This window comes from Azospirillum palustre (assembly GCF_002573965.1).
GTDB lineage: Bacteria > Pseudomonadota > Alphaproteobacteria > Azospirillales > Azospirillaceae > Azospirillum > Azospirillum palustre.
The window spans coordinates 136,780-162,616 of sequence record NZ_PDKW01000042.1; the positions used below are offsets into that span (position 1 = coordinate 136,780).

A 25,837-nucleotide genomic window follows, 5' to 3' on the forward strand; every position below is an offset into this window, starting at 1 on the left:
GGCAGTGGAAACGGGACTGAAAAATCCGAGTCTCAACAAGGGGAACCACAGGAGCGCGCGCATGGCACGGCCTCTTTCGCTGTTGACGATGACATCAACATAGCAAAAGAAACGGGCGAATGCCATCCGCGGCGGCAGAGGTCTGCTGCGCGCGGATGGGTAGGTCTGCGGAACGCTTCTAAAGGTCGGTCAGCCGTTCTGGATCGCCATCTGCTCGTCGCGTTTGCGCTGCCGTTCCTGGCGGGCCATGACGATGCTGGCAACGAAGATGCCGGTCGCCACCACCAGAACCATCAGCGTCGCCAGCGCGTTGATCTGCGGGCTGATGCCGAACTTCACGCTGGAGAAGATCACCATCGGCAGCGTCGTCGATCCGGGGCCGGAGACGAAGCTCGCCACCACCACGTCGTCCAGCGACAGGGTGAAGGCCAGCAGCCAGCCAGCGACCAGCGCCGGGGCGATCAGCGGCAGGGTGATGACGAAGAACACCTTGGCCGGGCGGGCGCCCAGATCCATCGCCGCCTCCTCCAGGCTGCCGTCCATGCCGGCCAGCCGCGACTGGATGACCACGGCGACATAGGACATGGTGAAGGTGGTGTGGGCGATGGTGATGGTGGTGACGCCGCGCCCGTCGGGCCAGCCCAGCCATTGCTCCATCGCCACGAACAGCAGCAGAAGCGACAGGCCGGTGATGACCTCCGGCATGACCAGCGGGGCGGTGATCATGCCGCCGAACAGGGTGCGGCCGCGGAACCGCCCGAAGCGGGTCAGCGCCAGCCCGGCGCAGGTGCCCAGCAGCACCGACAGAGTCGCCGACACCGCCGCCACCTGGAAGGACAGGAAAGCCGCATCCAGCAACGCATCGTTGTGAAGCAGTTCGGCATACCATTTGGTCGAAAAGCCGCTCCACACCGTCACCAGCCGCGACTCGTTGAAGCTGAAGACGACCAGCAGCGCGATGGGGACATAGAGGAAGGCGTAGCCGAACAGCAGCGCCCAGGACAGGAACCCGAACCGTTTCATTGCCCGGCCTCCGCCTGTTTGCCCTGCACATGCTGGAAGATCATGATCGGCACCACCAGAACCAGAAGCAGCGCGATGGCCACCGCCGACGCCACCGGCCAGTCGCGGTTGGCGAAGAACTCGTTCCACAGCACGCGGCCGATCATCAGCGTGTCCGGGCCGCCCAGCAGTTCCGGCGTCACGAACTCGCCCACCGCCGGGATGAAGACCAGCAGCGAGCCGGCGATGATGCCGGGCAGCGACAGCGGCAGCGTGATCGACAGGAAGGACTTGAAGGGACGGGAGCCGAGGTCGGCCGCCGCCTCCAGCAGGCTGGGGTCCATCTTCTCCAGCGTCGAATAGAGCGGCAGGACCATGAAGGGCAGATAGCAGTAGGTCATGCCGATATAGACGGCCCAGTCGGAATAGAGGATCTCGACCGGCCCGCTGGTGATGCCCACCCATTCCAGCAGGTTGCTGATGACGCCATTGCCCTTGAGGATGCCGATCCAGGCATAGATGCGGATCAGGAAGCTGGTCCAGAAGGGCAGGATCACCAGCATCATCAGCGGCCCGCGCCGGGCCGGGTCGGCCCTGGCGATGGCATAGGCCATGGGATAGCCGATGGCGAGGCACATCAGCGTGGTCACCGCCGCGATGCGCAGCGAATTCAGGTAGGCGAGGATGTAGAGGTCGTCCCCGCCCAGCCGGAAATAGTTGCTGATGTTCAGCAGGATCTGCAGCTTCGAGGTGCCGGCATCCTCGTCGGTCAGCCATTCCACCAGCGACGAATAGGGTGGCTGGGCGATGATCGATTCGGAGAAGCTGATGCCGAAAACGATCAGGAAGGGCACCATGAAGAACAGCAGCAGCCACAGATAGGGGATGGCGACGACCACGCCGCGGCCCCACAGCCCGATCCGGCTGAGCCCGGACACGAGGACGGAGACGACCGTCCTCATTGGGTCAGCACCACGCCGGCGAAGGGACGCCAGGTCAGGGTCACCTCGTCCTCCCAGGTGATCGGCATTTCGGTGCGGCGGGTGACGTTCGGGGCGGTGACGCGCACCGTCTTGCCGGTCGGCAGCTGCACCAGATAGATCGACACGTCGCCGAGATAGGCGATCTCGCGCACGATGCCGGTGGTGGAGTTGCGGCCGCCCTCGCCGGCGGGACCACCCGGCAGCGGCTCCTTCGACAGGGCGATCTTCTCCGGCCGGATGGCGACGGAAACGGGCGAGCCGGCCGGCGCCGGGGTGGCGTGGGCGATCAGCAACTCGCAGCCGGCCTCCTCCGAGGCGACCAGCACCTGATCGCCTTCGGTCGAGACGACGCGGCCGTCGAACATGTTGATCGAGCCGATGAATTCGGCGACGAAGCGGTTGTGCGGGTATTCGTAGATCTCGGTCGGCGTGCCGACCTGCGCAATCACGCCGTGATTCATCACGGCGATGCGCGAGGACATGGTCATCGCCTCTTCCTGGTCGTGGGTCACGACGATGAAGGTGACGCCGAGCTTTTCCTGGATGTTGACCAGTTCGAACTGCGTGCGCTCGCGCAGCTTCTTGTCGAGCGCGCCCAGCGGCTCGTCCAGCAGCAGAAGCTTCGGCCGCTTGACCAGCGAGCGGGCGAGCGCCACGCGCTGGCGCTGGCCGCCGGACAGCTGGTGCGGGCGGCGCTTGCCGAAGGCCGAGAGCTGGACCATCCCCAGCATCTCCGTCACGCGGTCGCGGATCTCCGCCTTCGCCACCCCGTCCTGTTTCAGGCCGAAGGCGACGTTCTGCTCCACCGTCATGTGCGGGAACAGGGCGTAGGACTGGAACATCATGTTGACCGGCCGCTCATAGGGCGGGATGCCGGCCATATCGACGCCGTCGATGTAGATCTTGCCCTCGGTCGGCTGTTCGAACCCCGCCAGCATGCGCAGCAGCGTCGTCTTGCCGGAGCCGGAGCCGCCGAGCAGGGCGAAGAACTCGTTGCGGTAGATCGACAGGCTGACCTCGTCCACGGCGACGAAATCGCCGAAGGTCTTCGTCACCTTCTCGATGCGGACATAGGGAGTCTGGCCCGCGTCCTGCCACGGTTCCAGGCGGGTGGGCTTGCGAATCGGCTGACCGGCCATCCGGTTTCCTCTTTCATGACAACGCCCCGGCCGCTCCCCATCGCTGGGGATCGGCCGGGGCGGGCCAGCGCCATGGGGGCGCTTCTTAAGGGGGCCCGGCTTACTTGCCGGTCTTGACCTTGGTCCACACGCGGGTGCGGGCGCGGTCGGTGGCCTGCTTGATCTGCTTCAGCGAGAACAGCTTCAGCTTGCTGTCGGCCGGCAGGAAGATGCCGGGGTTCGACTTGATGTCGTCGGCGACCGTCGCCAGCGAGGCCGGCACCGCGTTGGCGTAGCTGACCTTGTTGGAGATGTTCGCCATGTTGGCCGGGTCGAGCACGAAGTTGATGTACTCGTAGGCGCCGTCCTTGTTCGGCGCGTCGGCCGGAACCGCCAGCGTGTCCCACCAGACCTGCACGCCTTCCTTCGGCGTGATGTATTCGACCTTGGCGCTCTTGGCCTCGGCGGCGCGGGCGGCGCCCTGGATGGCGTCGCCGTTGTAGGCCATCACGACGCAGGCGTCGCCGCCGGCCAGGATGTTGATGTTCTCACCGGTGACGAAGCGCTTGATGTAGGGGCGGACCGCCATCAGCGTCTTCTCGACCTTGTCCAGATCCTCCTTCTTCTCGGAGTTCGGGTCGAGGCCGAGATAGTTCAGCACCGACGGGATGACGTCGATGGCCGAATCCATCACGGTGATGCCGCAGGCCGCGACCTTCTTCGCCACCTCCGGCTTGAAGATCAGATCCCAGCTGTCGAGCGCCACGTCGGGGGCGACGGCCTTGATCTTTTCCGGAATGATTGCGATGCCGACGGTGCCGCCGAGATAGGGCACGGCGTACTTGTTGCCGGGATCGGAATTCTCCAGCAGCTTCAGGACCTTCGGGTCGATGTTCTTGTAGTTGGGGATCTTCGACTTGTCGAGCGGGCCCACCACCTTGGCCTGGATCAGGCGGGACAGGGTCGGCTCCGCGGTGGGCACGATCACGTCATAGCCGGACTTGCCGACGAGCACCTTCTGCTCCAGCAGTTCCAGGCTGTCGTACAGGTCGACCTTCGTCTCAGCGCCCGTGGCCTTGGTGAAGTCGGCGAGGGTCGTTTCACCCAGATAATCGTTCCAGATGTAGATGTTGACCGGCTTCTTGGCCTGGGCCATCGCCGGGCCGGCAATGGCGATCGCCGCGACCGCGCCGATGAGGCTGAGAGCGAGTTTTTTCATGATTTGCCCCGACCTGTTCGTGTGTGTTGCGGGCGCCGCCACATCCCAACGGCTGGCCCGGCTCGCGGGCGCTATTGCACCCACGCCCGGGCATGTTGTCAACGGTTTGGGTCATGGTCGGAGGCTGGTTTGCGGGACTGGTTTCCAGGCGGCGGCCATCTCCGCGAAGCCATGCGCAATCAATCGTCTACACACCGAATGTCGCAGCGGGCCGGTCGGGGCGAAGACCCGGCTCCGACGCTGCGAATCGCCACCGGGGAATTGGCTGCTGGGTGGCGCGGGCGGCGATCCGGGCCCCGGGGCTGGCAAATGGCGACCGGCCGCGACCCCAGGGGTTCCGGAGAACCCGCAAGGGAGTGTCGCGGCCGGCAAAGGAAACCCTTTCCCCAGATAACGGCCTGCCGGCCGAAACCTGGGTCGCCCGTCTTTAAAATTGCGTGCCCTGGTATTTGTGCTCGCGAATATGCGGTCAGTTATACCCACCATTCTTTTCCGGTCAATGCCCGAATCGTGTCATTTCATTTTCAAATTGAAAGATACCGTGACGAAACCTGTCGTCATATCATGGTACTCAATGGCACGCAGACAGTCGTGTGCCGATGATGGTGTTGCAATGCAAAAGAAGGCGCCGCGACTATTGTCGCGACGCCTTCCTGTTTTACCGCCAGGGCTCCGGTTTGGTTTACGGTGCCTTAACTCTGTGCCGTCAGAATCACGCCCAGCACCACCAGCAGCGTGCCGATCAGACGGGTCAGGCTGACCGTCTCCCCCAGTAGCAGCATGCCGAGCGCCAGCGTGACCAGGAAGCCCAGCCCGACGAAGGGATAGGCCATGGAAACGTCGACCTTCGCCAGGACCGCCAGCCACACCACCATGCCCAGCCCGTAACAGGCCAGGCCGGTCAGGATGTGCGGCGTGGCGACCACCGACAGGGCGATCTGCCCGGCCTCCCCCCGCGCCAGCGCGGTCGACACCGCGGGGCTGGACATGCCGATCTTCAGGGAAATCTGCGCGATGGCGGACAGGGTGACGCTCAGCAGGATCAGTCCGACGACGGCGATGGGCATGGCGACTCCGGAAGGATGACGGAAGGATGGAGGGCGGCGGCTCACGCCCGGCCAAGCGGCGTCACGCCCGACCGAGGATCAGCGCGACGCCGCAGACCAGCCCGATGGCGATGCTCCACTTGTCGCGGGCGGCGAACACCACCGGGTCGTCGTGCATCAGCCCGCGGTGGGTTTGCAGCCACACCCGCCCGATCCAGAAGAGCAGCAGCGGACAGATGATCCACAGCGCCTGCGGCTGGTCATAGACGCGCCCGACCTCCGGGCTGTTGATGTAGAGCGCCATCACCAGCACCGAGAGGAAGCCGGCCGACACGCCGATGGATTGCAGGACCGGCATGTCGGCGGTCACATACCCCCTGCCCTCCGCCTGCCCCAACCCGAGCTTCAACATGCTGTCCATCTCCGAATAGCGCTTCACCATGGCGAGGCTGAGGAACAGGAACATCGAGAAGGCGAGCAGCCAGAAGGACGGGACGATGGCCGTCGCCGTGGCGCCGCCCAGCACCCGCAGCGAATAGAGTCCGGCCAACAGCATCACGTCCCAGATCACCCGGTTCTTGGCGAACAGGTTGTAGAACAGCGACGAGGCGGCATAGGTCGCCAGCGCCGCCAGGAACAGCGGCGGCAACGCCACCAGCGACAGGACGAGGCTGGCCAGCAGCAGGCCGGGGATCAGCGACAGGCCGAGGTCGAGCGGCAGGTCGCCGGCGGCGAAGGGACGGCGGCGCTTGCGCGGATGGCGGCGGTCGGCCGGCAGGTCCAGCAGGTCGTTCAGCACATAGATGCTCGACGCGCACAGCCCGAAGGCGAAGAAGGCGCCGACGGCCTGGAGGGTCGGCCCGACCTCCCCCAGCTTCTGGCCGGCCACCAGCGGCACGAAGACCAGCAGGTTCTTCAGCCATTGGTGCAGGCGCAGCGCCTTCAGGATCAGCAGCAGGCGCGGCCGGCGCGGGGTGGCGATGGTCTCCAGCGGGCACAGCGTGGCGGCGTGGCGAACCACCCCGGCCGCGGCGTCCACCGCGATGCCGCGGCGGGCGGCGCGCCAGACGGCATAATCGGCCTCGTCGTTGCCCATATAGTCGAAGATGCCCGATGGCACCTGCGCCCGGATGGCCTCCAGCTTGCGCTCGCTCTTCAGGTTCAGGCGATCGCTGCTGGACAGCACCTGATCGAACAGGCCGAGATGACGGGCGATGGCGTCGGCATAGCGGTGATGGGCGGCGGTCGCCAGCACCAGCCACCGGCCGCGCTTGCGCTCCGCCTCCAGCCGTTGCAGGACGGCGGGGTTGTAGATCAGGCCGGCCGGGTCGATCTCCACCCGGCGGGCCAGTTCCGCCTTCAGCCGTGCCTTGCCGCCGGCCAGCCAGACCGGCACCAGCAGCGCCGCCCAGGGCTGCGCCTTGATCAGGCCGAACAGCGATTCATAGAGGAGGTCGGTCCTGAGCAGCGTGCCGTCGAGATCGACGAACAGCGGCGGCTCTTCGGCGACCGGCGGCGGGACCGGCGTCCCGGCGGCGGCACGCGGGAGCGCGACGACGGACGGCGCAGCATCCGCCACCGGGGGGGCAGGACCGCGCCCGACCGTTCCCTCGCCGCCCCAAAGGGCCGCGGCGGCGCGGTCGTGCCGGCCGGCCAGCACCGGGATCAGGCCCAGCAGCATCAGGGTGGCGAAGAACAGGTAGGATTGCAGGACGTTCAGCGGCGTGTCGGCCAGCGCGTTGACCGGCCAGAACAGGACGTTGCCGGCCAGGAAATAGGCCACCGCCAGCAGCGTGACCGCCCCGGCCGGACGCCGCAGCCCAGGCTCCAGCAGGATCAGGAAGGCGAGCGCGAAGGCCGGCAGCAGGATGCCGTAATGATGGACCCAGGCGACCGGCGAACCGACGGTGAAGCAGATGCCTGCGACGACGAAGGCCAGGATCCGCTCGGCCCCGCGGTCGCGCCGCCGCCACAGCAGGCCGAAGCCGACGAAGGCAAGGCCGGAAACCTGCGTGGCGATATGGACCACCGGGTGATAGGGGGCGAAGGCCTCCGCCGACCACTCCAGATTGTTGCCGTTGTGCAGCAGGCGGTTGACCAGCCCATTGACGGTCTGGTTGACGTGATAGCTCTCGCCGTGGCGGCCGATGAACAGCAGCACGTCGAGGTAATCGACCATCGGGGCGAAGCCGTAGAACAGCGTCGCCAGCGCCACCCCCGGCACCACGACCGCCGCCCAGCCCGCCGCCATCCGCCAGTCGCCGCGCAGCGCCGCCCAGGCAAGGAACAGCGACATCTGCGGCTTCATCAGCGTCGATGCGCCGAGCAGGGCTCCGCACAGCACCCGCCGGTCGCGCAGCAGGGCGATGCAGGCGAAGACGAAGGCGGCGTTGAGCCAGACCTGCACCTGCCCCAGCGAGAAGGCCTTCAGCACCGGATAGAAGCACAGGGTGGCGATGAAGCCGAAACCGCCCAGCAGCACCTGGGTCAGCCGGTCGTCCCGCGCGCCGGGCAGGCGCAGCCACGCTGCCATCTCCAGCACCAGGATCGCCATGCCGGCCGCGGTCGCCAGCACGAACAGCAGGTTGACCCGCTCGAACGCCACGAGGTTCAGCACCCCCAGCGCCTTCATCGCCTCCAGCGGCAGCAGCGAGGTCACCGGATACTGGAACTTGATGTGCTGCTTGAAGAACACCCCGTCATAGACATTCTCGCCCGGCCGTTCATGCAGCCAGTCGAGCGCGGCGATCATCGGGTCCCAGCTGTCGACCGGGATCAGGTCGGGGTTCTCCAGCACGAACAGGTTCTGGATGTCGGTCAGGTTGCTGGCATGGCCGCCACGGTGCAGCGCCAGCCCCAGCAGCCCGGTCGTCAGCACGATGAACAGCGACGCGAGGATGACGCTGCGCTGAACCCAGCCAACGCTTCGCAGGCCTGTTCGAAGGGACGGGATCGCAGGTTGCATGCTCATGCTTGGCCATCCATCGGTTGCCCATCACTTGTGTCGCGACACTGCCCCGGCTCCGGCTCATCCGCTCGGGCAGGTCAATCGGCCAGGACAATCGAAGGCGTGCCGCGGCGGCGGGAATGCCATGTCCGCGGAAGCTACGGCTCCGTGTCTTGACTATTTTCAAAGGAGATAACAAAGTGCAGCGATGCCAAACCGGCGCCAACCCGCCGAATGGCGACCGTATCTTCCCCTGCCTCTCCTCACAGGGTCGAAAATACACTGCGGTTTTGCTTTGAAAGTCTTCGATTACGTGTGCCGCCGGCCATAAAGGGATGAACGGCGACCTTGCGTTTTTAAGCGCGTCCGCCAAAACCGGGTTGCACGGTGGTGGCAGAGCACCGCGCCCGGCGACCGGCCGGCGAGGAGAATCGTACCGCTTGGGGTAGGACGGGCGGTGGGCGGCGCGAACGGGCCGGGCTTTCGGGCCGAACTTTCGAATGTCCGGGGCGGGACGGCACACGAATGGCGAGTCCGCCGGCGCGACCCGCTACGGAGCGGACGGACGCCAGCCAGCGGCAGCGGCGCAGGAACAGGGAACCAAAAACGTAAAAGGGCTGCCGGCGGATGTCCCCGCGGGCAGCCCCTTCTCGTTGCTTTACACGTGCGATCAGACGTTCAGCAGCAGGTTTTCCCGCTCCCACGAGCTGATGACCCGGTTGTAGGCCTCGTACTCCGTCTGCTTCACGCAGGTGACGGCGTCGATGAAGCGTTCGCCGAGGATTTCCTTCAGCGGCTTGCAGGCGTTGAACTTGGTCAGCGCCTCCGACTGGTGGCGCGGCAGCGTGAAGGCGAGGCGGTAGGCCGACCCCTTGATCGGGTCGTTCGGCTCCAGCCCCTGGGTCATGCCGACATAGCCGCAGGCGAGCGACGCGGCGATGGCGAGATAGGGGTTGGCGTCGGCGCCGGCGACCCGGTTCTCGACCCGGCGGGCGTCGGGCTGGGAGACGGGGACGCGCAGGCCGGTGGTGCGGTTGTCGCGGCCCCAATGCACATTGATCGGCGCATCGGAGTTCGGCACCAGCCGGCGGTAGCTGTTGACGTTCGGCGCCAGCAGCGGCATCACATAGGGCAGGTATTTCTGCAACCCGGCGATGTGCGCCATGAACAGGTCGCTGTCGGTGCCGTCGGGGTTGGAGAACAGGTTGCGGCCGTTGACGGTATCGACCACCGACTGGTGGATGTGCATGGCGCTGCCGGGCTCGCCCTGCATCGGCTTGGCCATGAAGGTGGCATAGATCTGGTGGCGGATCGCCGCCTCGCGCGCCGTGCGCTTGAACAGGAAGGCCTGGTCGGCCAGTTCCAGCGCGTCGCCGTGGTTGAAGTTGATCTCGATCTGGGCGGCGCCGGCCTCGTGGGTCAGCGTGTCGATGTCGATGTCCTGCTTCTCGCAGAAATCATACACCGCCTCGAAGATCGGGTCGAATTCGTTGACCGCGTCGATGCCGAAGGCCTGACGGCCGCTTTCCATCCGGCCGTTGCGCCCGACCGGCGGCACCAGCGGGTAATCGGGGTCCTTGTTGACCTGGACCAGGAAGAATTCCAGTTCCGGCGCCACCATCGGCTTCCAGCCGCGCTCCTCGTAGAGCGACAGCACGCGCTTCAGCACATGGCGGGGCGACACGTCGACCGGCCGGCCATCGGCATAGACGCAGTCGGTGATGACCTGCGCCGTCGGCTCGGTGTACCAGGGGACGAAGCGGATCGTCCGTTCGTCCGGGATCATGTAGATGTCGGAATTCTCGTCCGAGGTGATGTCCTCGTCGTCGGGGAACTCACCGGTCACGGTCTGGACGAAGATCGCCTCGGGCAGGCGCAGGCCGCGGTCGCGCAGGATGCGGAGGAATTTTTCGGCGGGAACGATCTTTCCCCGTGCGATGCCCGACATGTCGGGCACAAGACATTCGACTTCGGTAATGCGGTTCTTCTTGATGAAGTCTTCCATAAAACCCATGGGTATGGCGGACCGCTCCGGACTATGGGCAGCCCCCTCCGTGCTGTGGACGACAGCGACACTATGACGCCGTTCCGCCGCAACGCGCCAGAGGGTTCCGCATGACGGTTCGGTGAAATATCCGCCTTTCCGTTGACCTCCCCCACCGGCTCGGACTTAACTGCGGCCATGCCGAAAGCCTCCTACCTGAACAGCTGGTACGCGGCCTCCGCCGCCGCCCGTGCCGACCGTCCCTCCCTGGAGGGAGAGGCCGCCTGCGACGTCTGCATCGTCGGCGGCGGCTACACCGGCCTGACCGCGGCGCTGGAACTGGCGGAGCGCGGCTTCGACGTCGTCCTGCTGGAGGCGGAACAGTGCGGCTGGGGCGCTTCGGGCCGCAACGGCGGACAGATCATCACCGGCTACAACAAGCCGATGGCGACCATCGAGGGCTGGGTCGGCAAGGAGGATGCCCGCCGCCTGTGGGAGTTCGGCGAGGAGGCGAAGGCCCAGCTCGGCGCGCGGGTGGAGCGTCACGCCGTCGCCTGCGACCTGACCTGGGGCTTCGCCTATGCCGCGCTGAAGCCGCGCCACATGCAGGACGTGGCGGCGCTGGAACGCGAGATGCGCGACGGGTACGGCTATGACCGGGTGCAGCGGCTGGACCGCGCCGGCATCCGCACCCATGTCGGCAGCGACGCCTATATCGGCGGCCTGCTGGACGAGGGCAGCGGCCACCTGCACCCGCTGAACTACGCGCTGGGCCTCGCCCGTGCCGCCGATGCCGCCGGGGTTCGCATCTTCGAGAACAGCCGCGTGCTGGCCATGGACAGCGGGGCGAAGCCCTGGGTCCGCACCGAGCGCGGGCGGGTGACGGCCAGGCACCTGATCCTGGCCGGCAACGCCTATCTCGGCGGGCTGGCCCCGGCGCTGGACCGCACCATCATGCCGGTCGCGACCTACATGATCGCCACCGAACCGCTGGGCGAGGAACGGGCACGGACCCTGCTGCCGACCAACATCGCGGTGTCGGACCTGAAGTTCTCGCTGGATTACTTCCGCCGCTCCGCCGACCACCGGCTGCTGTTCGGCGGCGGCGTCAGCTATTCGGGCGTCGATGGGCCGGGGCTGAAGCAGGCGATGCGGATGAAGATGCTGGCGATCTATCCGGATCTGAAGGACGCCCGCGTCGATTATTTTTGGGGCGGACGGGTCGCCATCACGATGAACCGCATGCCGCATCTGGGCCGGCTGTCGCCGACCACGCTCTATGCCCACGGCTATTCCGGCCATGGCGTGGCGCTGGCCGGCATGGCCGGGCGGCTGATGGCGGAAACGGTGAGCGGCACCGCCGGGCGCTTCGACGTGTTCGCCCGCATTCCCCACACGCCCTTCCCCGGCGGGCGGCGTTTCCGCACCCCGGCGCTGGTCCTCGCAATGATGTGGTTCCGTCTGCGTGATCTGCTGTAGGCTGGGGAAGCAATCCATTGGCCTCCCCCCATCCACCTCCGTCCCCCGCCGAGTATCGCCCCCACCCATGACCGACATCTCCAGCAGCGACGAGACTCCTCCCTCTTCGGATGCCGCACCGGGCAAGGACGCCGCCCCAGACGCTGCCATCGCCGAGAAGGCGGCGCAGGAGAATGTCCTGGTCCAGCCGATGCGGGACACGCATTTCGATTTCCAGCACAAGGTCTTCAGCCTGCCCGGCGCCTTCTTCTGCCAGGATCCGAACAGCAAGGATGCCGTGCTGAACATGCTGCTGGGAGATCTGAAGGTGGCGCTGGCCTTCCCCACCCTGATGGAGTCCTTCCAGATCGAGGACGGCACCCACGACGCCCGCCTGCTGGAGGTCATCGAACAGGGGCTGGCCTTCGTGAAGCAGATCCGGCCGGGCGAGGAAATTCCCGGCGAGTTGCTGGACGGCCGCGCCTCCTGGTCGGTGGAGGACAAGCACCGCATCGCCGCCAAAGGGCGGCTGACCATGCAGATCGTCTCGTCCTTTACCGGCAACGAGATCATCGTTTCCGACCAGTCGCAGCTGGAACAGCTGCTGGACGATCCGCAGACGCACGAGAAGATGAAGGCGGCCTTCGCCAAGATCGCCGAGCGGCTGAAGCTGACCAACAACCCCGAACAGTACCTGACCGACCGCATCGACGATCTGGCGCAGGAACTGTCCTACATCGAGGCGCTGCGCGACCGCTTCCGGCATATCCGCCGCATCGATCAGGCGATGGGCAAGCTCGCCACCATCTACCGCACCGACCGCACCTTCTGCAGCGAGCTGAACCGGATGCAGGGGCTGATCCGCAAGCCGGTGCGCGAATACGACATGATCTTCGATCAGGCCGACGCCCAGACCGGCGACATCGTCGGCGCGCTGCGCAACTTCCACCCCACCATCCAGTTCATCCGCAAGATCCGCGACGACCTGCGCGCCAAGCTCCTGGAGTGGGAAGACCTGCTGCGCGGCTGGGACGACATCTCGATGGAGCGCTCGCCCAAAGTCGAGGCGTTGCAGAAGCAGACCTACCGATTCCTGGCGAGCCGCTACATCGAAACGACGGTGTGGAAGCGGGGGGGATGAGCGCGGGCGGCCTCCGCCGCCCCTCCCCTTTACGCCACCCCGCGCAGTTCCTCCGCCCGGCTCAGATCCACGCTGACCAGCTGCGACACCCCCCGCTCCACCATCGTCACGCCGAACAGGCGGTCGACCCGCGCCATGGTCAGGCGGTGGTGGGTGATGATCAGGAAGCGGGTGTCGCCCTGCCGCGCGATGTCCTCCACCAGATCGCAGAAGCGGCCGACATTGGCCTCGTCCAGCGGGGCGTCGACCTCGTCCAGCACGCAGATCGGCGCCGGGTTCGACCGGAAGACGGCGAACAGCAGTGACAGCGCGGTCAGCGCCTGCTCGCCGCCCGACAGCAGCGAGAGCACCTGCAACTTCTTGCCCGGCGGGCTGGCGTAGATCTCCAGCCCGGCATTCAGCGGATCCTCGGCGTTGACCAGCTCCAGATAGGCCTTGCCGCCGCCGAACAGGCGGGTGAACAGCTCCTGGAAGTCGCGGTTGACCACGTCGAAGCTGGCGACCAGACGCTCGCGCGCCTCGCGGTTCAGGCTGGAGATGCCCTGGCGCAGACGGGCGATGGCGGCGGTCAGATCCTCGCGCTCGCCGTTCAGGCCGCCGATCTGGGCGTCCAGCTCCTCCGCCTCGATCTCGGCGCGCAGGTTGACCGGCCCCATGCTCTCGCGCTCGCGCGTCAGCTTGTCGAGCCGCGCTTCCACCGCACCCGCATCGGGCATCGGTTCGGCCGGGTCGAGGTCGGCGGCGGCGCGGGTGTCCTCCGGCCGGCAGTCCAGCCGTTCGGCGATGCGCTCCGTCAGGGTGCGTTCCTGCTGGAGGGCCGCGGACACCGCGGCTTCGGCGCGGGCGCGCGCCTCGCGCCCATCGGCCAGCGCCGCTTCGGAAGCGTGCAGCGCCTGCTCGGTCGCGGCCAGCCGGGACTCGGACTCGGCCAGCGCATCGGCGGCGCGCTTGCGGTCGCGCTCCGCCACGGCGATGCGGTCGAGAAGCTCCTGGCGCTCCGCCTCAATCTCCGTCGGGCGGCCGGCCAGCAGGGCGATCTCGCCCTCCGCCTCCGCCGCACGCTGGCGCAGCTCGGCGACCCGGCCGCCGGCCCCGGCGGAGCGGGTGTCCCAGGAGGCGGTTTCCGACTGGATGGCGGCAAGGCGCTGGCGCCGAGCCTGGGCCTCGCGGGACAGCCTGTCCAGCGCGTTCTGCCGCTCGGCCAGGATGGCGCGGCGCTCGGCCAGGGCGGTGCGCCGGTCGTTGACCTGCTCGCGCCCTTCGCGCGGGTCGGGCAGCTGCTCCAGCAGTTCCAGCACCTCGTCGCGGCGGGCGGCGGCCTCGCCCTCCTCGGCGACGAGCCGCTCCACCGCCTCCGCCAGCGCGGCGAGGCGGGTGGATGCGGCGTCGGCCTCGCGCGCCAGCTTGGCATGGCGGTCGCGGGCGGCGTTCAGCGCGGAGAAACCGTCGCGCACGGCGTCGCGGGCGCGGCGGTCGGCCTGGGCCGCTTCCTCGACCGTCCGCTTCGCGGCGTCCAGCGCTTCGCGCGCCAGCTCGACCTGTTCCTCGGCAAGCTCCAACTCGCCGCGCAGTTCGGCCAGCCGGTTGCGCTGCTTCAGGCGGATGGCGGCGGCGGTCGGGGCACCGGCCTGCACGGTCAGCCCGTCCCAGCGCCACGCCCCGCCGTCGCGGCTGACCAGCACCTGTCCGGGCGCCAGCGCCGCCGCCAGGGCCGCACCCTGGGCGGCGTCGGCGACCACCGCGATATGGGCGAGCGCACGGCCGGCGGCGGGCGGGCCCTGCACATGGTTTGACAGCGGCACGGCGCCGGCCGGCAGCGGCGCTGCGGCCTCATAGGCGGGAAGCATGCGCCAATGCACCGGCGCCGCCGTGTCCAAGGGCGCGGTCAGCGCATCGCCGAGCGCGGCGGCCAGAGCCCCCTCATAGCCGGGCGACACCGTCACCGCATCGACCAGCGGCGGGAACTGCCCGCCGGCACCGGCCTCCAACAGTTCGGCCAGCGCACGTTCCTCGGCACGCAACCGGGCGCGGGCGCTGTCGGTGGCGGACAGCGCCTCGCGGGCGCGCGACTGGGCCGGTTCGGCCTCCGTCTTCGCCAGTTCGGCGGCTTCGGCGGCGTCGCGGGCCTGCTCCAGCCGCTGGTCGGCCAGCTCGACCGCCAGTTCGGCCTCCGACAGGTCGGCACGGGCGGCGATCTCCGCCTCCAGCGCCATACGCTGGGCCTGCTGGTCGGCCAGCCGCTTGGCGAGACCGGCGGCGCGGGCCTCCAGTTCGGCGGCCTGACGCTGGGTGGCGGCCCGGCGCGCCTCGTCGGTGGCGACCGCCTCGGTCAGCCGGGTCAGCTCGCGGTCGAGCGCGTCGACCTGCTCGCGCGCTTCGGCCAGAGCCTCGCCGGCGGCCTCCTCCAGCATCTCCTCGTCGGCCTGCGCCTCGATCATCCGGTCGCGCTCGGCCATCAACCGGGCCAGCGCCTCGCCGGCATCGGCGGCCAGCGCCTCCTCACGGCCAAGGTCGCCGGCAATCTGGCGCAGCCGCGCCTCCAGCGCACGCTGCTGGTCGGCGACGCGCTTCTCCTCGGCATCCAGCTGTTCGCGGGCGATCACCAGCCGTTGCAGGGCAGACGCCGCCCGTGCTTCGTCCTGGCGCTTCTCGGGCAGGCCGGCGGCGGCCTCGGTGCGGCGCGCGGCCAGCTGGTTGACCGCCAGCATGCGGTCGCGCACCTCCGCCTCGGCCGCGGCGAAGGCGGCATGGGCGCGGGCGCGCTCCTCCTGGGCGGCAAGCCAGCGCAGATGCAACAGCACCGCCTCCGCCTTGCGGATCTGGTCGGACAGGTTGCGGTAGCGGGATGCCTGCCGCGCCTGCTTCTTCAAGCTTTGCAGCTGGGTGTCCATCGCCCCGATCACGTCGTCGAGGCGGGTCAGGTTGGTCTCCGCCGCCTTCAGCCGCAGCTCGGCCTCGTGCCGGCGGGAATGCAGGCCGGTGATGCCGGCGGCCTCCTCCAGCAGGGCGCGGCGGTCCTGCGGCTTGGCCGAGATGATCTGCGCCACCTTGCCCTGGCTGACCAGCGCCGGCGAAGCGGCACCCGACGCGTTGTCGGCGAACAGCAACTGGACGTCGCGCGCCCGCACCAGCTTGCCGTTGATGCGGTAGTCGGACCCGGACCCGCGCTCGATCCGGCGGGTGATCTCCAGCTCGTCATGCTCGTTGAAACCGGCGGGCGCGGTGCGCGACCGGTTGTCGACCGCCAGCGTCACCTCGCCCAGATTGCGCGCCGGCCGGCTGGAGGTGCCGCCGAAGATGACGTCGTCCATGTCGTCGCCGCGCATGCGCTTGGCCGAGGTCTCGCCCATCACCCAGCGCAGCGCCTCCACCAGATTGGACTTGCCGCAGCCGTTGGGACCGACGATGCCGGTCATGCCGGGTTCGATGACCAGATCGGTGGCATCGACGAAAGACTTGAAGCCCGACAGGCGGAGACGCGTGAACTGCACTGGGAAAGAACCTTCGGTGTACTGGACAGTGCGGGCACTGCAAAACTATCGCCCGCTCCCCGACCCTCCGGCGCCAGAAGTCCGGGGAGGATCAGGGAGTGGGCATCGCTGACAAGGATCTTGAAGACAGACTTACTTCAGCAGCTTGTCGATCGCCTTGGAGAACTCCTCGAACGACTGGGCGCCTTCGATGCGGGCCTTGCCGTCGTTGAGGATGAAGGTCGGGGTCGCTTCGACCTTGTACTGGTTCTGGCCGGTCAGGCGGCTGTTCAGGATGGCGTCGGCCAGTTCCTTGTTGGCGAGGCAGGCGTCGATGGTCTCCTGGCTCATGCCGGCCAGCTTGCCGTACTGGCCCAGCGCCTTGGCCGGATCGGACGCGCGGCTCCAGGTCGCCTGGCTCTTGAACAGCACGTCGGTCAGCGGATAGTAGCGCTCGGCCGGCGCGCAGTGGGCCAGCATGCTGGCAGTGAGGGCGGCCTGATCGAAGGGGAAGTCGCGGAAGATCAGCTTCACCTTGCCGGTGTCGATGTAGGCTTCCTTGATCTTCGGCAGGATGTCGGTGTGGAAGTGGGCGCAGTGCGGGCAGGTCATCGACGAATAGTCGAGGATCGTCACCGGCGCATTCGCATCGCCCATGACGCGGTCGGCCATCAGCTCCGACACCGGCGGCAGGGTGGCGGCAGCCCGTGCTGCCGACGGCGCCGCGGTCATGGCGGTGCCGAACGCGGCGGTGAAGCCGATGGCCAGAAGCCCGGCCAGCCCGAAATACCTGCGTCCCAGAATTTTGCGGTTCACTTTGCCCTCGTTCCTACCAGATGTTGACGTATAGACAATGACGCAACCATGCGTCCAGCAAGGCGGCTAGCGCGCCGCCCGCTTCGGCCGGGCCATCAGCGAACGGCCGAAGCGCTCCAGCGTGGCGCGCAGTTCCTCGTCCTCGATGGTCGCCGTGGTGGTGGTGATGCCGATCTCCTCGTCCATCGTCAGGGCGCGCGGGCGCACCACCGGCGACGGGGATGAGGGCAGGGCCGCGTGGATCAGCCTGATCTTCGCCACCGCGCGATAGCCGAAGAAGCTGTTGATGCGCTCGATGATCTGCGGTTCCAGGTGCTGCAACTCCAGCGCGATGGCGCCCATGGCGCGGATGTGCAGCGTCGCCTCCTCCCGCTTGCCGCGGGGGAAGCTGAGCTTGTCAGGGGCGGTGCGCAGCGACAGCTGGTGGCCGACGATGGACGGCCAGTCGGTGATCAGGGCGCCGAAGGCAAGCCCGCGCTTGCCCAGCACCTTGCCGGCGACCTCCGGAACGGATTGGCCGATGCGACGCGGTCCGCTCATGCTCTGCGATCACTCCTGTGCGGCCCCGGCCTCGGGCGGCCGGTTCCGGGTCATGTGGGTTGGCGGCACCCTAGCGCAAGCGTGGGCCGATGCCCAGCGCCCGGCCGGGGATTGGCCAGACACTTGGGCGGGCACCGGCCCACTCCCTTCCCCAGACGCTCGGAACCCTCTATTTCTTCCCATCATGATTCCAGATTCCATCGAGGCCGCCCGGCGGCTGCTGTCCTGGTACGACCGCCACCGCCGCGACCTGCCCTGGCGCGCCAAGCCGGGGGAGACCGCCGACCCCTACCGGGTCTGGCTGTCGGAGATCATGCTGCAGCAGACGACCGTCCCCGCCGCGGCCCCCTATTTCCGCAACTTCACCGAACGCTGGCCGGCCGTGCGCGATCTGGCGGACGCTCCGCTGGACGATCTGCTGGTCGCCTGGGCCGGGCTCGGCTACTACGCGCGGGCGCGCAACCTGCACAAATGCGCCCGCGCGGTGGTGGACCGGCATGGCGGGCGGTTCCCGGCCAACGAGGCGGCGCTGCTGGAGCTGCCGGGCATCGGCGCCTACACCGCCGCCGCCATCACCGCCATCGCCTTCGACCGCAAGGCCACCGTGGTGGACGGCAATGTCGAGCGGGTGATCGCCCGCATCTTCGCGGTGGAGGAACCGCTGCCCAATGCCAAGCCGAGCTTACGCCGGCTGGCCGCCACCCTGACGCCGGACTTCCGGCCCGGCGACTATGCCCAGGCGATGATGGATCTGGGCGCCACCATCTGCACGCCGCGCAAGCCGAAATGCATGCTGTGCCCATGGGCCGAGTATTGCGAGGGGCGCACCGCCGGCATCGCAGAAACCCTGCCGCGCAAGGTCGCCAAGGCGGAAAAGCCGACCCGACGCGGCGTCGCCTACTGGCTGCTGAATCCCGACGGTTCCGTCCTGCTGCGCCGCCGGGCGGAGGAAGGGCTGCTCGGCGGGATGGCGGAAGTGCCCTCCACATCCTGGGGGCCGGAGTTGCCCGGCGAGGCGGCGGTGGCGGCGCAGCAGCCCTTGCCCGCCCGCTGGCGCCGGCTGCCCGGTCTGGTCCGCCATACATTCACCCATTTTCACCTGGAGCTTGAGGTGGTCGCCGGACAGGCCGGTGCCGACTGGCGTCTGGCCGACGGCACCTGGGTGCCGGTGGACCGGCTGGGCGATCACGCCCTGCCGTCGGTGATGGTGAAGGTGGTGCGCCACGCCCTCTCGCATGCGTGACGGGCGCTGACGCCTGATGGAGTGCCGATGGGAATGCCGCGTGCCGTGATCGCCCTTCTGGTGGCCCTGCTCGGCCTGTGCGGAGCGGCGCTGGCCGCCCCGCCCGGCGGGACGGATGGGAAGGCGGGGGTGGCGCTGGTCCTGGCGCTCGACGGATCGGCCTCGATCACCACCGGCGACCTGGAGTTCCAGTTGCAGGGCCATGCCGCCGCCTTCCGCGATCCGGCCGTGGCCGACGCGCTGGCCTCGGCGGGGGCTCGGGTGACGCTGGCGGTCTATTCCGGGCCGAACAGCCTGCGCGTGCTGATCCCCTGGACCGCGCTGACCAGGCCGGAGGATGCCGGCCGTTTCGCCGACCGCATCGACGCCCTGCCCCGCGGCTTCCAGGGCGACTCGACGGCCATCGGCAGCGCCCTCATCGAGGCGGCAACGCTGTTCGACCGGGGAGGCAAGGCGCCGCGGCAGGTGATCGATCTGGTGTCAAACGGCTTTTCCAATGCCGGGATCGAACCGGCCGAGGCGCGCGACCGGGTGACGAAGCGCGGCATTGTCGTCAACGGCCTCGCCATCCTCGACGAATTCCCCTGGCTGGAGGAGTATTTCGAGGAGTCGGTGATCGGCGGACCGGGCAGCTTCGTGAAGAGCGCCATGGACAAGGACAGCTTCGTCGCGGCATTGCGGCAGAAACTGATCCTTGAAATGGTCGCCCTGCCGGATCACATGCCGCAGCAAAGCGCCGCCGCAAGATAGGCGGCCGATAACAAGGCGAGAGGAGCGGGACCGTTGGAGCGCGTCGATTTCCTGGTGATCGGGGCCGGCATTGCCGGCGCATCCGCGGCCTACGAGCTGGCCGCACAGGGCCGGGTGCTGGTGCTGGAGCGCGAATCGCAGCCCGGCTACCATTCGACCGGCCGCTCGGCGGCGCTCTACACCCAGACCTACGGTCCGGCGCCGATCCGCGCGCTGACGGTTGCCAGCTGGGGCTTCTACACCGACCCGCCCGCCGGCTTCGCCGAGCATGCGATGCTGACCCCGCGCGGCGTCCTCATCGTCGGGCGCGAGCATGAGATCGACCGGCTGGACGCGGAATACGAACAGGGCCGCAGCCTGACGCCGTCGGTGGAGCGCTACGACCGCGAACAGGTGCTGGCCCGCGCGCCCTTCCTGCGCCCGGACTATGTCGCCGGCGGCGTGTGGGAGCCGGATGCGCGCGACATCGACGTGCATGCGCTGCACCAGGGCTATCTGCGCGGGCTGAAGGCGCGCGGCGGCCGTGTGGTGACCGATGCCGACGTGCGAGCGCTCGCTCGGAAAGACGGGTTGTGGGTGGCGGAGACCGGGGCCGGCAGCTTTGCCGCACCGGTGGTGGTGAACGCCGCCGGGGCCTGGGCGGACGCGCTGGCGAAGCTGGCCGGCGTCGCCACCGTCGGGCTGGTGCCGAAGCGGCGCACCGCCATCACCTTCGATCCGGTTTTCGAGGATCCCGCCGACAAGGCGGGGCTGGACGGCTGGCCGATGGTGTCGGACGTGGCCGAGACCTTCTACGTCAAGCCGGATGCCGGCCGCCTGCTGGCCTCCCCCGCCGACCAGACGCCGATCGAGCCCTGCGACGTGCAGCCGGAGGACATCGACGTCGCCATTACGGTGGACCGGCTGGAACAAGCCTCGCGCTTTTCCGTTCGCAGATTGGCCCACCGCTGGGCCGGCCTGCGCAGCTTCGTCGCCGACAAGGTGCCGGTGGTGGGATTCGCGCCGGATGCGGAAGGGTTCTTCTGGCTGGCCGGCCAGGGCGGCTACGGCATCCAGACGGCGCCGGCCATGGGCCGGGTGGCGGCCGGTCTGGCCACCGCCCGAGGCCTGCCGGAGGATGTGCGGGCGCTGGGCGTGACCGAGTCGGATCTGTCGCCGGCCAGGAAGCGCTGAAAGAAAAGTCGGCAGTCGCCCGTCGGGGCGCAGGAGGCATGCGATGAGTGTGCGTCGGTCGGTGGTGCGTCGGTCGGTGGTGCGCCGGTGGGGGACGATGAGCGGGCGGGCTCTTGCCGTGGCGGCGCTGGCCGCCGCCGGCGCGCTGGCCGGCTGTGCCAACCCGGCGGCGGACGAGGCGCTGGTGGCGCAGACAGCCCTGGTCGGCATGCCGAAGGCAACGCTGCTGTCCTGCGCCGGGGTGCCGGAACGCCAGGCCAGCGTCGACAACCGCGAGTTCTTCACCTACCGCAGTTCCCGCCTCGTCTCCTACCCAAGCCCGCCGCCGGTGGGCTATTACGGCGGCTGGGGCTGGCCTTACTACGGCTATGGCGCCGGCTGGCCGTCCTATGGGTATGAAGTCAACAGCTTCGACTGTGAAGCAACCTTCAGTTTGAGGAATGGCGTGGTCGAGCGCGTCGTGTATGGTGGCGCCACCGGCGGGTCGGCGCGACTTGGCCAATGCTATGCCATCGTCCAGAACTGCATGGCGCTGGTTCCGCAACGGATGATCAAACCAAACCCTTGATTTCCTTGTCCATGCGACAACTCGTCACTGTTGCATAGCTGCTGCATCAGGAGAGGAAGGGTTGTAGCCCCCCTAGTACCCTTACCCGGTGTCTGGTAATAGCTCCATTGGCTGATGCCACAGAACAGCAACAACGCATTGCCTGGAGCAGACCCCATGACCATCCTGTCGCGCGCCGCCGCCGCCCTGCTGGCGACCTCGGCCCTCGTCGCCATCGCTTCCCCGTCGCTCGCTCAGGACTTCAAGGGTAAGTCGGCCGGCGACATCGTCGTCCGTGCGCGCGGCCTGGCCGTGCTGCCTCAGGAAAAGGGCACGATCAACAACACGACGCTGGGTGACGTCGGCTCGGCCAAGGTCGGCAACGACTACATTCCGGAAGTCGATTTCACCTACTTCTTCACCGACAACATCGCCGCCGAGCTGATCGCCGGCACCAGCCGTCACCGCGTGAAGGGCAACCTGGTCGCCGCCGCCGGTGGCGTCACCGAGATCGGCAAGGTCTCGCTGCTGCCGCCGACCCTGACCGTGCAGTACCACTTCCTGCCGAAAGAGCGTATCAGCCCGTACGTCGGCGCCGGCATCAACTACACCCTGTTCTACAACGAGGATGCGGCCGAGAGCCCCAACGCCGGCGGCCTGCGCATCACCGACACCAACTACAAGAACCGCTTCGGCTGGGCCCTGCAGGCCGGTGTCGACGTTGCCCTGACCGGCAACTGGTCGCTGAACTTCGACGTCAAGAAGGTCTTCCTGAAGACCGACGTGACTGCCAACGCCCGCCTGGGCTCCGCCGTCCTGCCGGTCACCTCGAAGGTTACGCTGGATCCGTGGCTGGTCGGCGTCGGCGTCGGCTACCGCTTCTAAGACCGGGTTTCGGGACCACTCCCGGGCATCCGAAGGGCTGCCTCTCCCATTTGGGGGAGGCAGCCTTTTTTCTTTTTACCGTCAGCCTTGCGGATTGTACGGTCATTCCCATGATTCCGATATAGGGGTCATCGGAAGGGAGGCCGTATCGCCATGCATGTTGCAGCCGTTTTGAAGCGCAAGGGCAACAGGATCGTCTCTGCCGCACCGGACGACAGCGTTGCCGCCGTCACCCGCCTGCTGACCGAGCATCGGATCGGCGCCGTTCTGGTGATCGACGGCGACGGGCAGCCGGTCGGCATTCTGTCGGAACGCGATGTCGTGCGGGCAATCGCCCGCAACGGTGCAGCGGCCCTGGACGGCCCGGCCGCGAACCTGATGACGCGCGAGCTGATCACCGCCGCCCCCACCGACACCGTCGCCGACATGATGGCGGTGATGACCGAACGGCGCATCCGCCATGTGCCCATCGTCGAGGCCGGCCGGGTGGTCGGCGTCATCAGCATCGGCGACGTGGTGAAGGCCCGCATCGACGACGCCGAGCTGGAGGTCGAGTCGCTGCGCGGCTACGTCGCCGGCATGGGCTGACCCGGCTCCCGCAGCCAGAAAAGCAAACGCCCCGCCGGAGCGATCCGGCGGGGCGTTTGCTTTTCGCTCGGAAAGAGCGGCGTCAGGCCGAGTGCGACTGCGGGAAGGCCATCGCCGCCTGGGTGCGGTTGCGCACGCCCAGCGACTTGAAGATCGCCGTCATGTGGATCTTCACCGTGCCTTCGGACAGGCCCAGCTCGTGGGCGATCTGCTTGTTCGACTTGCCTTCGCGCAGACGGTCCAGCACCTCGCGCTGGCGCTGGGTCAGCAGCTGTTCCAGCTGCGGATCGGTCGGCGGAATGACTGAGCCGCCGCCACGCTGGTCGGGTTCGTTCCCTTCGCGCAGAACCGTCGCCGGCACATAGACGCCGCCGGAGAAAATCAGGTCGAGCGCGCTCAGCATGATCTTCACGCTGGACGATTTCGGGATATAGCCGGCGGCACCGTTCTCCAGCGCCTCGCGCACATCGGCCTGCGCCTCGGACGCGGAGATCACCACGACCTTCGCGTTCGGCTGCCGGTCACGCAGCATGCCGATGCCGGAAAAGCCGGGCCAGCCCGGCATGCGCAGGTCGGTCAGGACGAGGTCATAGGCCTGGTCCTTCGATGCCGCCATGTCCAGGAGCTCATCGAAATTGCTTGCCTCCGCAAAGGTGGCATTGTCTCGAAGCTGCTCAAGCAGACGGCGAAGACCTTCCCGAAACAGGACGTGATCATCACCGATCAGGATCTTCATCGCTCAAACTCCTGAACCATGCTGCCCCTCCGAAAGACGCCCCAAGGGCTTGAGAAAAGGAGGGGGTTGTCGCCACCCGCATATTCCCTAAAATCCAAAGGATATAGCAGGCACCGGCCGAACGTAATCTCTGTTGAGATGTAACACGCAGGGACGAGGACCGACAACCGGAAATTAACTTTTGTCACCGCTCCGATGGCCTAGCCAGCGGGGCCCTCACTTCCCAGCAGTGATATTTCCAAAGAGCTATGACAATTTTAGGTCAATGTGCGAATGCGCCGCTGGATCTGTCGGAAAAGAAAAAAACCGGCCCGCCGCCATCTTATGGCACCGGGCCGGTTTTGAGGTTTCACAGTCTGGAGGACAGTCGGATCAGGGATCGACAGGTCCGTCAGAAGGCAGCGTCTTCCAGTTCCATCAGCGGCTTGGCGCCGGCGGCGATGGTGATGAACAGGCTGTTGGTCTGCGGCAGCAGCTTGGTCATATAGAAGCGTGCGGTCTTGATCTTGGCCTCGAAGAAGGCGGCGTTGCCCTCCCCGGCTTCGAGCCTGGCCTGCGCCTTTTCCACCATGGTCAGCCAGGTCCAGCCCAGCGCCACCAGCCCGAACAGGCGCAGATAGTCGCTGGCGGCGGCACCGGCCTCCTCCGGATCCTTCAGGCCCTTCTGGGCAATGAGGGCGGTGGCCTGCTGCAGCTTGGCGAAGGCCTTGGCCAGCGGCATCACGAACTCACCCAGCTCGTCCTTCTCCATCGCCGCTTCGATGTCGCGGCCGACAGGGTGGAAGAAGTGACGGAGCAGGCGGCCGATGTCCTGCGGCAGCTTGCGCCCGACGAGGTCGAGCGCTTGGATGCCGTTGGTGCCCTCATAGATCTGGCAGATGCGGGCGTCGCGGACATACTGCTCGACGCCGGTCTCCCAGATGAAGCCGTGGCCGCCATGGACCTGCACGGCGATGTTGGCCGAATCGAAGCCGATGTCGGTGAACAGCGCCTTGACGATCGGCGTCATCAGCTGGACGAACTCGTCGGCATCGCGGCGGGTGCGCTCGTCGGGATGCTTTTCCGCCACGTCGAGCTTGTAGGCGGTCAGCGCGCCCAGCGCACGCGCCCCTTCGGTGAAGGCGCGGGCGGTCAGCAGGTTCTTGCGCACGTCGGGATGGACGATGATCGGGTCGGCCGGCTTGTCCGGCGCCTTCACCCCCGACAGCGAGCGGCCCTGAAGCCGTTCGCGGGCGTAGTTGACGGCGTTCTGGTAGGACACCTCGGCCAGACCAAGCCCCTGGATGCCCACGGCCAGACGGGCCGCGTTCATCATCACGAACATGGCGCGCATGCCCTTGTGCGGCTCGCCGACCAGCCAGCCGGTGGCGTCCTCAAAGTTCATGACGCAGGTCGACGACGCCTTGATGCCCATCTTGTGCTCGATGGAGCCGCAGGCGACGCCGTTGCGCGCGCCCGGCGTGCCGTCGGCGTCGGGCATGAACTTCGGCACCAGGAACAGGCTGATGCCGCGGGTCCCGGCCGGGGCGTCCGGCAGGCGGGCCAGCACCAGATGCAGGATGTTCCCGGTCAGGTCATGCTCGCCGGCCGAGATGAAGATCTTGGTGCCGGTGATCTTGAACGCACCCTGCTCATCCGGCACCGCCTTGGTGCGGATGATGCCAAGATCGGTGCCGCAATGCGGCTCGGTCAGGCACATGGTGCCGGACCAGGTGCCATCGACCAGCTTGGGCAGGAAGCGCTGCTTCAGCTCGTCGGAGCCGTACATCGCCAGCGCGTTGTAGGCGCCGAGCGACAGGCCGGGATACATGCCGAAGCTGAGGTTGGCGGAGCAGATGAACTCCTCCAGCATGGTGTTGACCAGCTTCGGCAGACCCTGCCCGCCATAGGCCGGGTCGCAGGCCAGACCCTGCCAGCCGGCTTCGATGTAGGTGGTGTAGGCCTCCTTGAAGCCCTTCGGCGTGCGGACCTCGCCATTCTCGAAATGGCAGCCCTCGCCGTCGCCGGACTGGTTCAGCGGGAACAGCACCTCCTCGCACAGCTTGGCGCCTTCCTCCAGCACCTGGCCGACCAGTTCCGGCGTGGCGTCCTCATAGCCCGGCAGGGCCGACAGCTTGTCCAGGCCGACGATCTCGTCCAGGACGAAGCGCACATCCTCAAGCGGAGCCTTGTAGATCGGCATCTCTCGTTC

General features: G+C 67.6%; 20 protein-coding genes. 8 read left to right on the top strand and 12 right to left on the bottom strand.

What is annotated here, in order from left to right; all coding sequences use genetic code 11:
* Positions 1-189: 189 nt before the first annotated feature.
* The 7 genes from CRT60_RS18495 to CRT60_RS18525 all read right to left on the bottom strand — a co-directional run bounded on the left by CRT60_RS18495 (position 190) and on the right by CRT60_RS18525 (position 10,329).
* On the bottom strand, positions 190-1,023 hold the full coding sequence (locus tag CRT60_RS18495; protein WP_098738030.1) for an ABC transporter permease subunit: 834 nt from the start codon (positions 1,021-1,023) through the stop codon (positions 190-192).
* Complete coding sequence (locus tag CRT60_RS18500; RefSeq protein ID WP_098738031.1) at positions 1,020-1,964, bottom strand: ABC transporter permease subunit; 945 nt, start codon at positions 1,962-1,964, stop codon at positions 1,020-1,022. Before CRT60_RS18500 ends, CRT60_RS18495 begins: the two co-directional genes overlap by 4 nt.
* Positions 1,961-3,124 carry an ABC transporter ATP-binding protein gene (locus CRT60_RS18505; RefSeq protein ID WP_098738032.1) on the bottom strand — a complete coding sequence of 388 codons (1,164 nt, stop codon included), beginning with the start codon at positions 3,122-3,124 and terminating at the stop codon, positions 1,961-1,963. The genes CRT60_RS18500 and CRT60_RS18505 overlap by 4 nt, the downstream gene beginning before the upstream one ends.
* A gap of 100 nt (positions 3,125-3,224) precedes the next feature.
* Entirely contained in the window at positions 3,225-4,322 is a 1,098-nt protein-coding gene (locus tag CRT60_RS18510; protein ID WP_098738033.1) for an extracellular solute-binding protein, read from the bottom strand.
* Between the two features lie 692 nt (positions 4,323-5,014).
* Positions 5,015-5,389, bottom strand: a complete 375-nt coding sequence (locus CRT60_RS18515; protein ID WP_098738034.1) for an EamA family transporter — start codon at positions 5,387-5,389, stop codon at positions 5,015-5,017.
* Between the two features lie 61 nt (positions 5,390-5,450).
* Positions 5,451-8,339, bottom strand: a complete 2,889-nt coding sequence (locus CRT60_RS18520; RefSeq protein ID WP_098738035.1) for a UbiA family prenyltransferase — start codon at positions 8,337-8,339, stop codon at positions 5,451-5,453.
* 646 nt (positions 8,340-8,985) lie between these two features.
* Positions 8,986-10,329 (bottom strand): glutamine synthetase family protein, encoded by a 1,344-nt coding sequence (locus tag CRT60_RS18525; protein ID WP_098738036.1) that lies wholly within the window; start codon positions 10,327-10,329, stop codon positions 8,986-8,988.
* A 168-nt stretch (positions 10,330-10,497) separates the two neighbouring features.
* Between CRT60_RS18525 and CRT60_RS18530 the strand changes: the two genes are divergently transcribed.
* Positions 10,498-11,778: an NAD(P)/FAD-dependent oxidoreductase gene (locus CRT60_RS18530; RefSeq protein WP_098738037.1), complete on the top strand. Its 1,281-nt coding sequence runs from the start codon at positions 10,498-10,500 to the stop codon at positions 11,776-11,778.
* Positions 11,779-11,845: 67 nt separating this feature from the next.
* Positions 11,846-12,898 carry a hypothetical protein gene (locus CRT60_RS18535; RefSeq protein WP_098738038.1) on the top strand — a complete coding sequence of 351 codons (1,053 nt, stop codon included), beginning with the start codon at positions 11,846-11,848 and terminating at the stop codon, positions 12,896-12,898.
* 29 nt (positions 12,899-12,927) lie between these two features.
* Here CRT60_RS18535 and smc read toward each other — a convergent pair whose 3' ends face one another.
* The 3 genes from smc to CRT60_RS18550 form a co-directional block, all read right to left on the bottom strand.
* Positions 12,928-16,389: a chromosome segregation protein SMC gene (smc, locus tag CRT60_RS18540; RefSeq protein WP_098738039.1), complete on the bottom strand. Its 3,462-nt coding sequence runs from the start codon at positions 16,387-16,389 to the stop codon at positions 12,928-12,930.
* Positions 16,390-16,521: 132 nt separating this feature from the next.
* Positions 16,522-17,184, bottom strand: coding sequence for a DsbA family protein (locus CRT60_RS18545; protein ID WP_098738040.1), 663 nt, complete (start codon positions 17,182-17,184; stop codon positions 16,522-16,524).
* A gap of 66 nt (positions 17,185-17,250) precedes the next feature.
* Entirely contained in the window at positions 17,251-17,724 is a 474-nt protein-coding gene (locus CRT60_RS18550; RefSeq protein ID WP_098738041.1) for a DUF721 domain-containing protein, read from the bottom strand.
* A 184-nt stretch (positions 17,725-17,908) separates the two neighbouring features.
* On the opposite strand from CRT60_RS18550, the gene mutY reads away from it, so the two are divergent.
* The 6 genes from mutY to CRT60_RS18580 all read left to right on the top strand — a co-directional run bounded on the left by mutY (position 17,909) and on the right by CRT60_RS18580 (position 22,910).
* Complete coding sequence (gene mutY, locus CRT60_RS18555) at positions 17,909-18,967, top strand: A/G-specific adenine glycosylase (protein WP_098738042.1); 1,059 nt, start codon at positions 17,909-17,911, stop codon at positions 18,965-18,967.
* Positions 18,968-19,000: 33 nt separating this feature from the next.
* Positions 19,001-19,717, top strand: a complete 717-nt coding sequence (locus CRT60_RS18560) for a DUF1194 domain-containing protein (RefSeq protein WP_098738043.1) — start codon at positions 19,001-19,003, stop codon at positions 19,715-19,717.
* A 33-nt stretch (positions 19,718-19,750) separates the two neighbouring features.
* Complete coding sequence (locus CRT60_RS18565; protein ID WP_098738044.1) at positions 19,751-20,890, top strand: NAD(P)/FAD-dependent oxidoreductase; 1,140 nt, start codon at positions 19,751-19,753, stop codon at positions 20,888-20,890.
* 43 nt (positions 20,891-20,933) lie between these two features.
* The gene (locus CRT60_RS18570) at positions 20,934-21,458 is read left to right on the top strand and encodes a hypothetical protein (protein ID WP_244592600.1); all 525 of its coding nucleotides are present in this window, start codon (positions 20,934-20,936) and stop codon (positions 21,456-21,458) included.
* Between the two features lie 156 nt (positions 21,459-21,614).
* On the top strand, positions 21,615-22,322 hold the full coding sequence (locus tag CRT60_RS18575; RefSeq protein WP_244592601.1) for an OmpW/AlkL family protein: 708 nt from the start codon (positions 21,615-21,617) through the stop codon (positions 22,320-22,322).
* A gap of 153 nt (positions 22,323-22,475) precedes the next feature.
* Positions 22,476-22,910, top strand: a complete 435-nt coding sequence (locus CRT60_RS18580) for a CBS domain-containing protein (protein ID WP_098738046.1) — start codon at positions 22,476-22,478, stop codon at positions 22,908-22,910.
* 82 nt (positions 22,911-22,992) lie between these two features.
* Here CRT60_RS18580 and CRT60_RS18585 read toward each other — a convergent pair whose 3' ends face one another.
* Together CRT60_RS18585 and CRT60_RS18590 are read right to left on the bottom strand one after the other, a co-directional pair.
* Complete coding sequence (locus CRT60_RS18585; protein WP_098738047.1) at positions 22,993-23,646, bottom strand: response regulator; 654 nt, start codon at positions 23,644-23,646, stop codon at positions 22,993-22,995.
* 391 nt (positions 23,647-24,037) lie between these two features.
* Positions 24,038-25,828: an acyl-CoA dehydrogenase C-terminal domain-containing protein gene (locus CRT60_RS18590; protein WP_098738048.1), complete on the bottom strand. Its 1,791-nt coding sequence runs from the start codon at positions 25,826-25,828 to the stop codon at positions 24,038-24,040.
* Positions 25,829-25,837 lie beyond the last annotated feature (9 nt).

Excerpts from the sequence above, each read along its gene's own strand:
- CRT60_RS18495 (WP_098738030.1), bottom strand. The coding sequence starts at position 1,023 with ATGAAACGGTTCGGGTTCCTGTCCTGGGCGCTGCTGTTCGGCTACGCC.
- CRT60_RS18500 (WP_098738031.1), bottom strand. The coding sequence starts at position 1,964 with ATGAGGACGGTCGTCTCCGTCCTCGTGTCCGGGCTCAGCCGGATCGGG.
- CRT60_RS18505 (WP_098738032.1), bottom strand. The coding sequence starts at position 3,124 with ATGGCCGGTCAGCCGATTCGCAAGCCCACCCGCCTGGAACCGTGGCAG.
- CRT60_RS18510 (WP_098738033.1), bottom strand. The coding sequence starts at position 4,322 with ATGAAAAAACTCGCTCTCAGCCTCATCGGCGCGGTCGCGGCGATCGCC.
- CRT60_RS18515 (WP_098738034.1), bottom strand. The coding sequence starts at position 5,389 with ATGCCCATCGCCGTCGTCGGACTGATCCTGCTGAGCGTCACCCTGTCC.
- CRT60_RS18520 (WP_098738035.1), bottom strand. The coding sequence starts at position 8,339 with ATGAGCATGCAACCTGCGATCCCGTCCCTTCGAACAGGCCTGCGAAGC.
- CRT60_RS18525 (WP_098738036.1), bottom strand. The coding sequence starts at position 10,329 with ATGGGTTTTATGGAAGACTTCATCAAGAAGAACCGCATTACCGAAGTC.
- CRT60_RS18530 (WP_098738037.1), top strand. The coding sequence starts at position 10,498 with ATGCCGAAAGCCTCCTACCTGAACAGCTGGTACGCGGCCTCCGCCGCC.
- CRT60_RS18535 (WP_098738038.1), top strand. The coding sequence starts at position 11,846 with ATGACCGACATCTCCAGCAGCGACGAGACTCCTCCCTCTTCGGATGCC.
- CRT60_RS18550 (WP_098738041.1), bottom strand. The coding sequence starts at position 17,724 with ATGAGCGGACCGCGTCGCATCGGCCAATCCGTTCCGGAGGTCGCCGGC.
- mutY (WP_098738042.1), top strand. The coding sequence starts at position 17,909 with ATGATTCCAGATTCCATCGAGGCCGCCCGGCGGCTGCTGTCCTGGTAC.
- CRT60_RS18560 (WP_098738043.1), top strand. The coding sequence starts at position 19,001 with ATGCCGCGTGCCGTGATCGCCCTTCTGGTGGCCCTGCTCGGCCTGTGC.
- CRT60_RS18570 (WP_244592600.1), top strand. The coding sequence starts at position 20,934 with ATGAGTGTGCGTCGGTCGGTGGTGCGTCGGTCGGTGGTGCGCCGGTGG.
- CRT60_RS18575 (WP_244592601.1), top strand. The coding sequence starts at position 21,615 with ATGACCATCCTGTCGCGCGCCGCCGCCGCCCTGCTGGCGACCTCGGCC.
- CRT60_RS18580 (WP_098738046.1), top strand. The coding sequence starts at position 22,476 with ATGCATGTTGCAGCCGTTTTGAAGCGCAAGGGCAACAGGATCGTCTCT.
- CRT60_RS18585 (WP_098738047.1), bottom strand. The coding sequence starts at position 23,646 with ATGAAGATCCTGATCGGTGATGATCACGTCCTGTTTCGGGAAGGTCTT.
- CRT60_RS18590 (WP_098738048.1), bottom strand. The coding sequence starts at position 25,828 with ATGCCGATCTACAAGGCTCCGCTTGAGGATGTGCGCTTCGTCCTGGAC.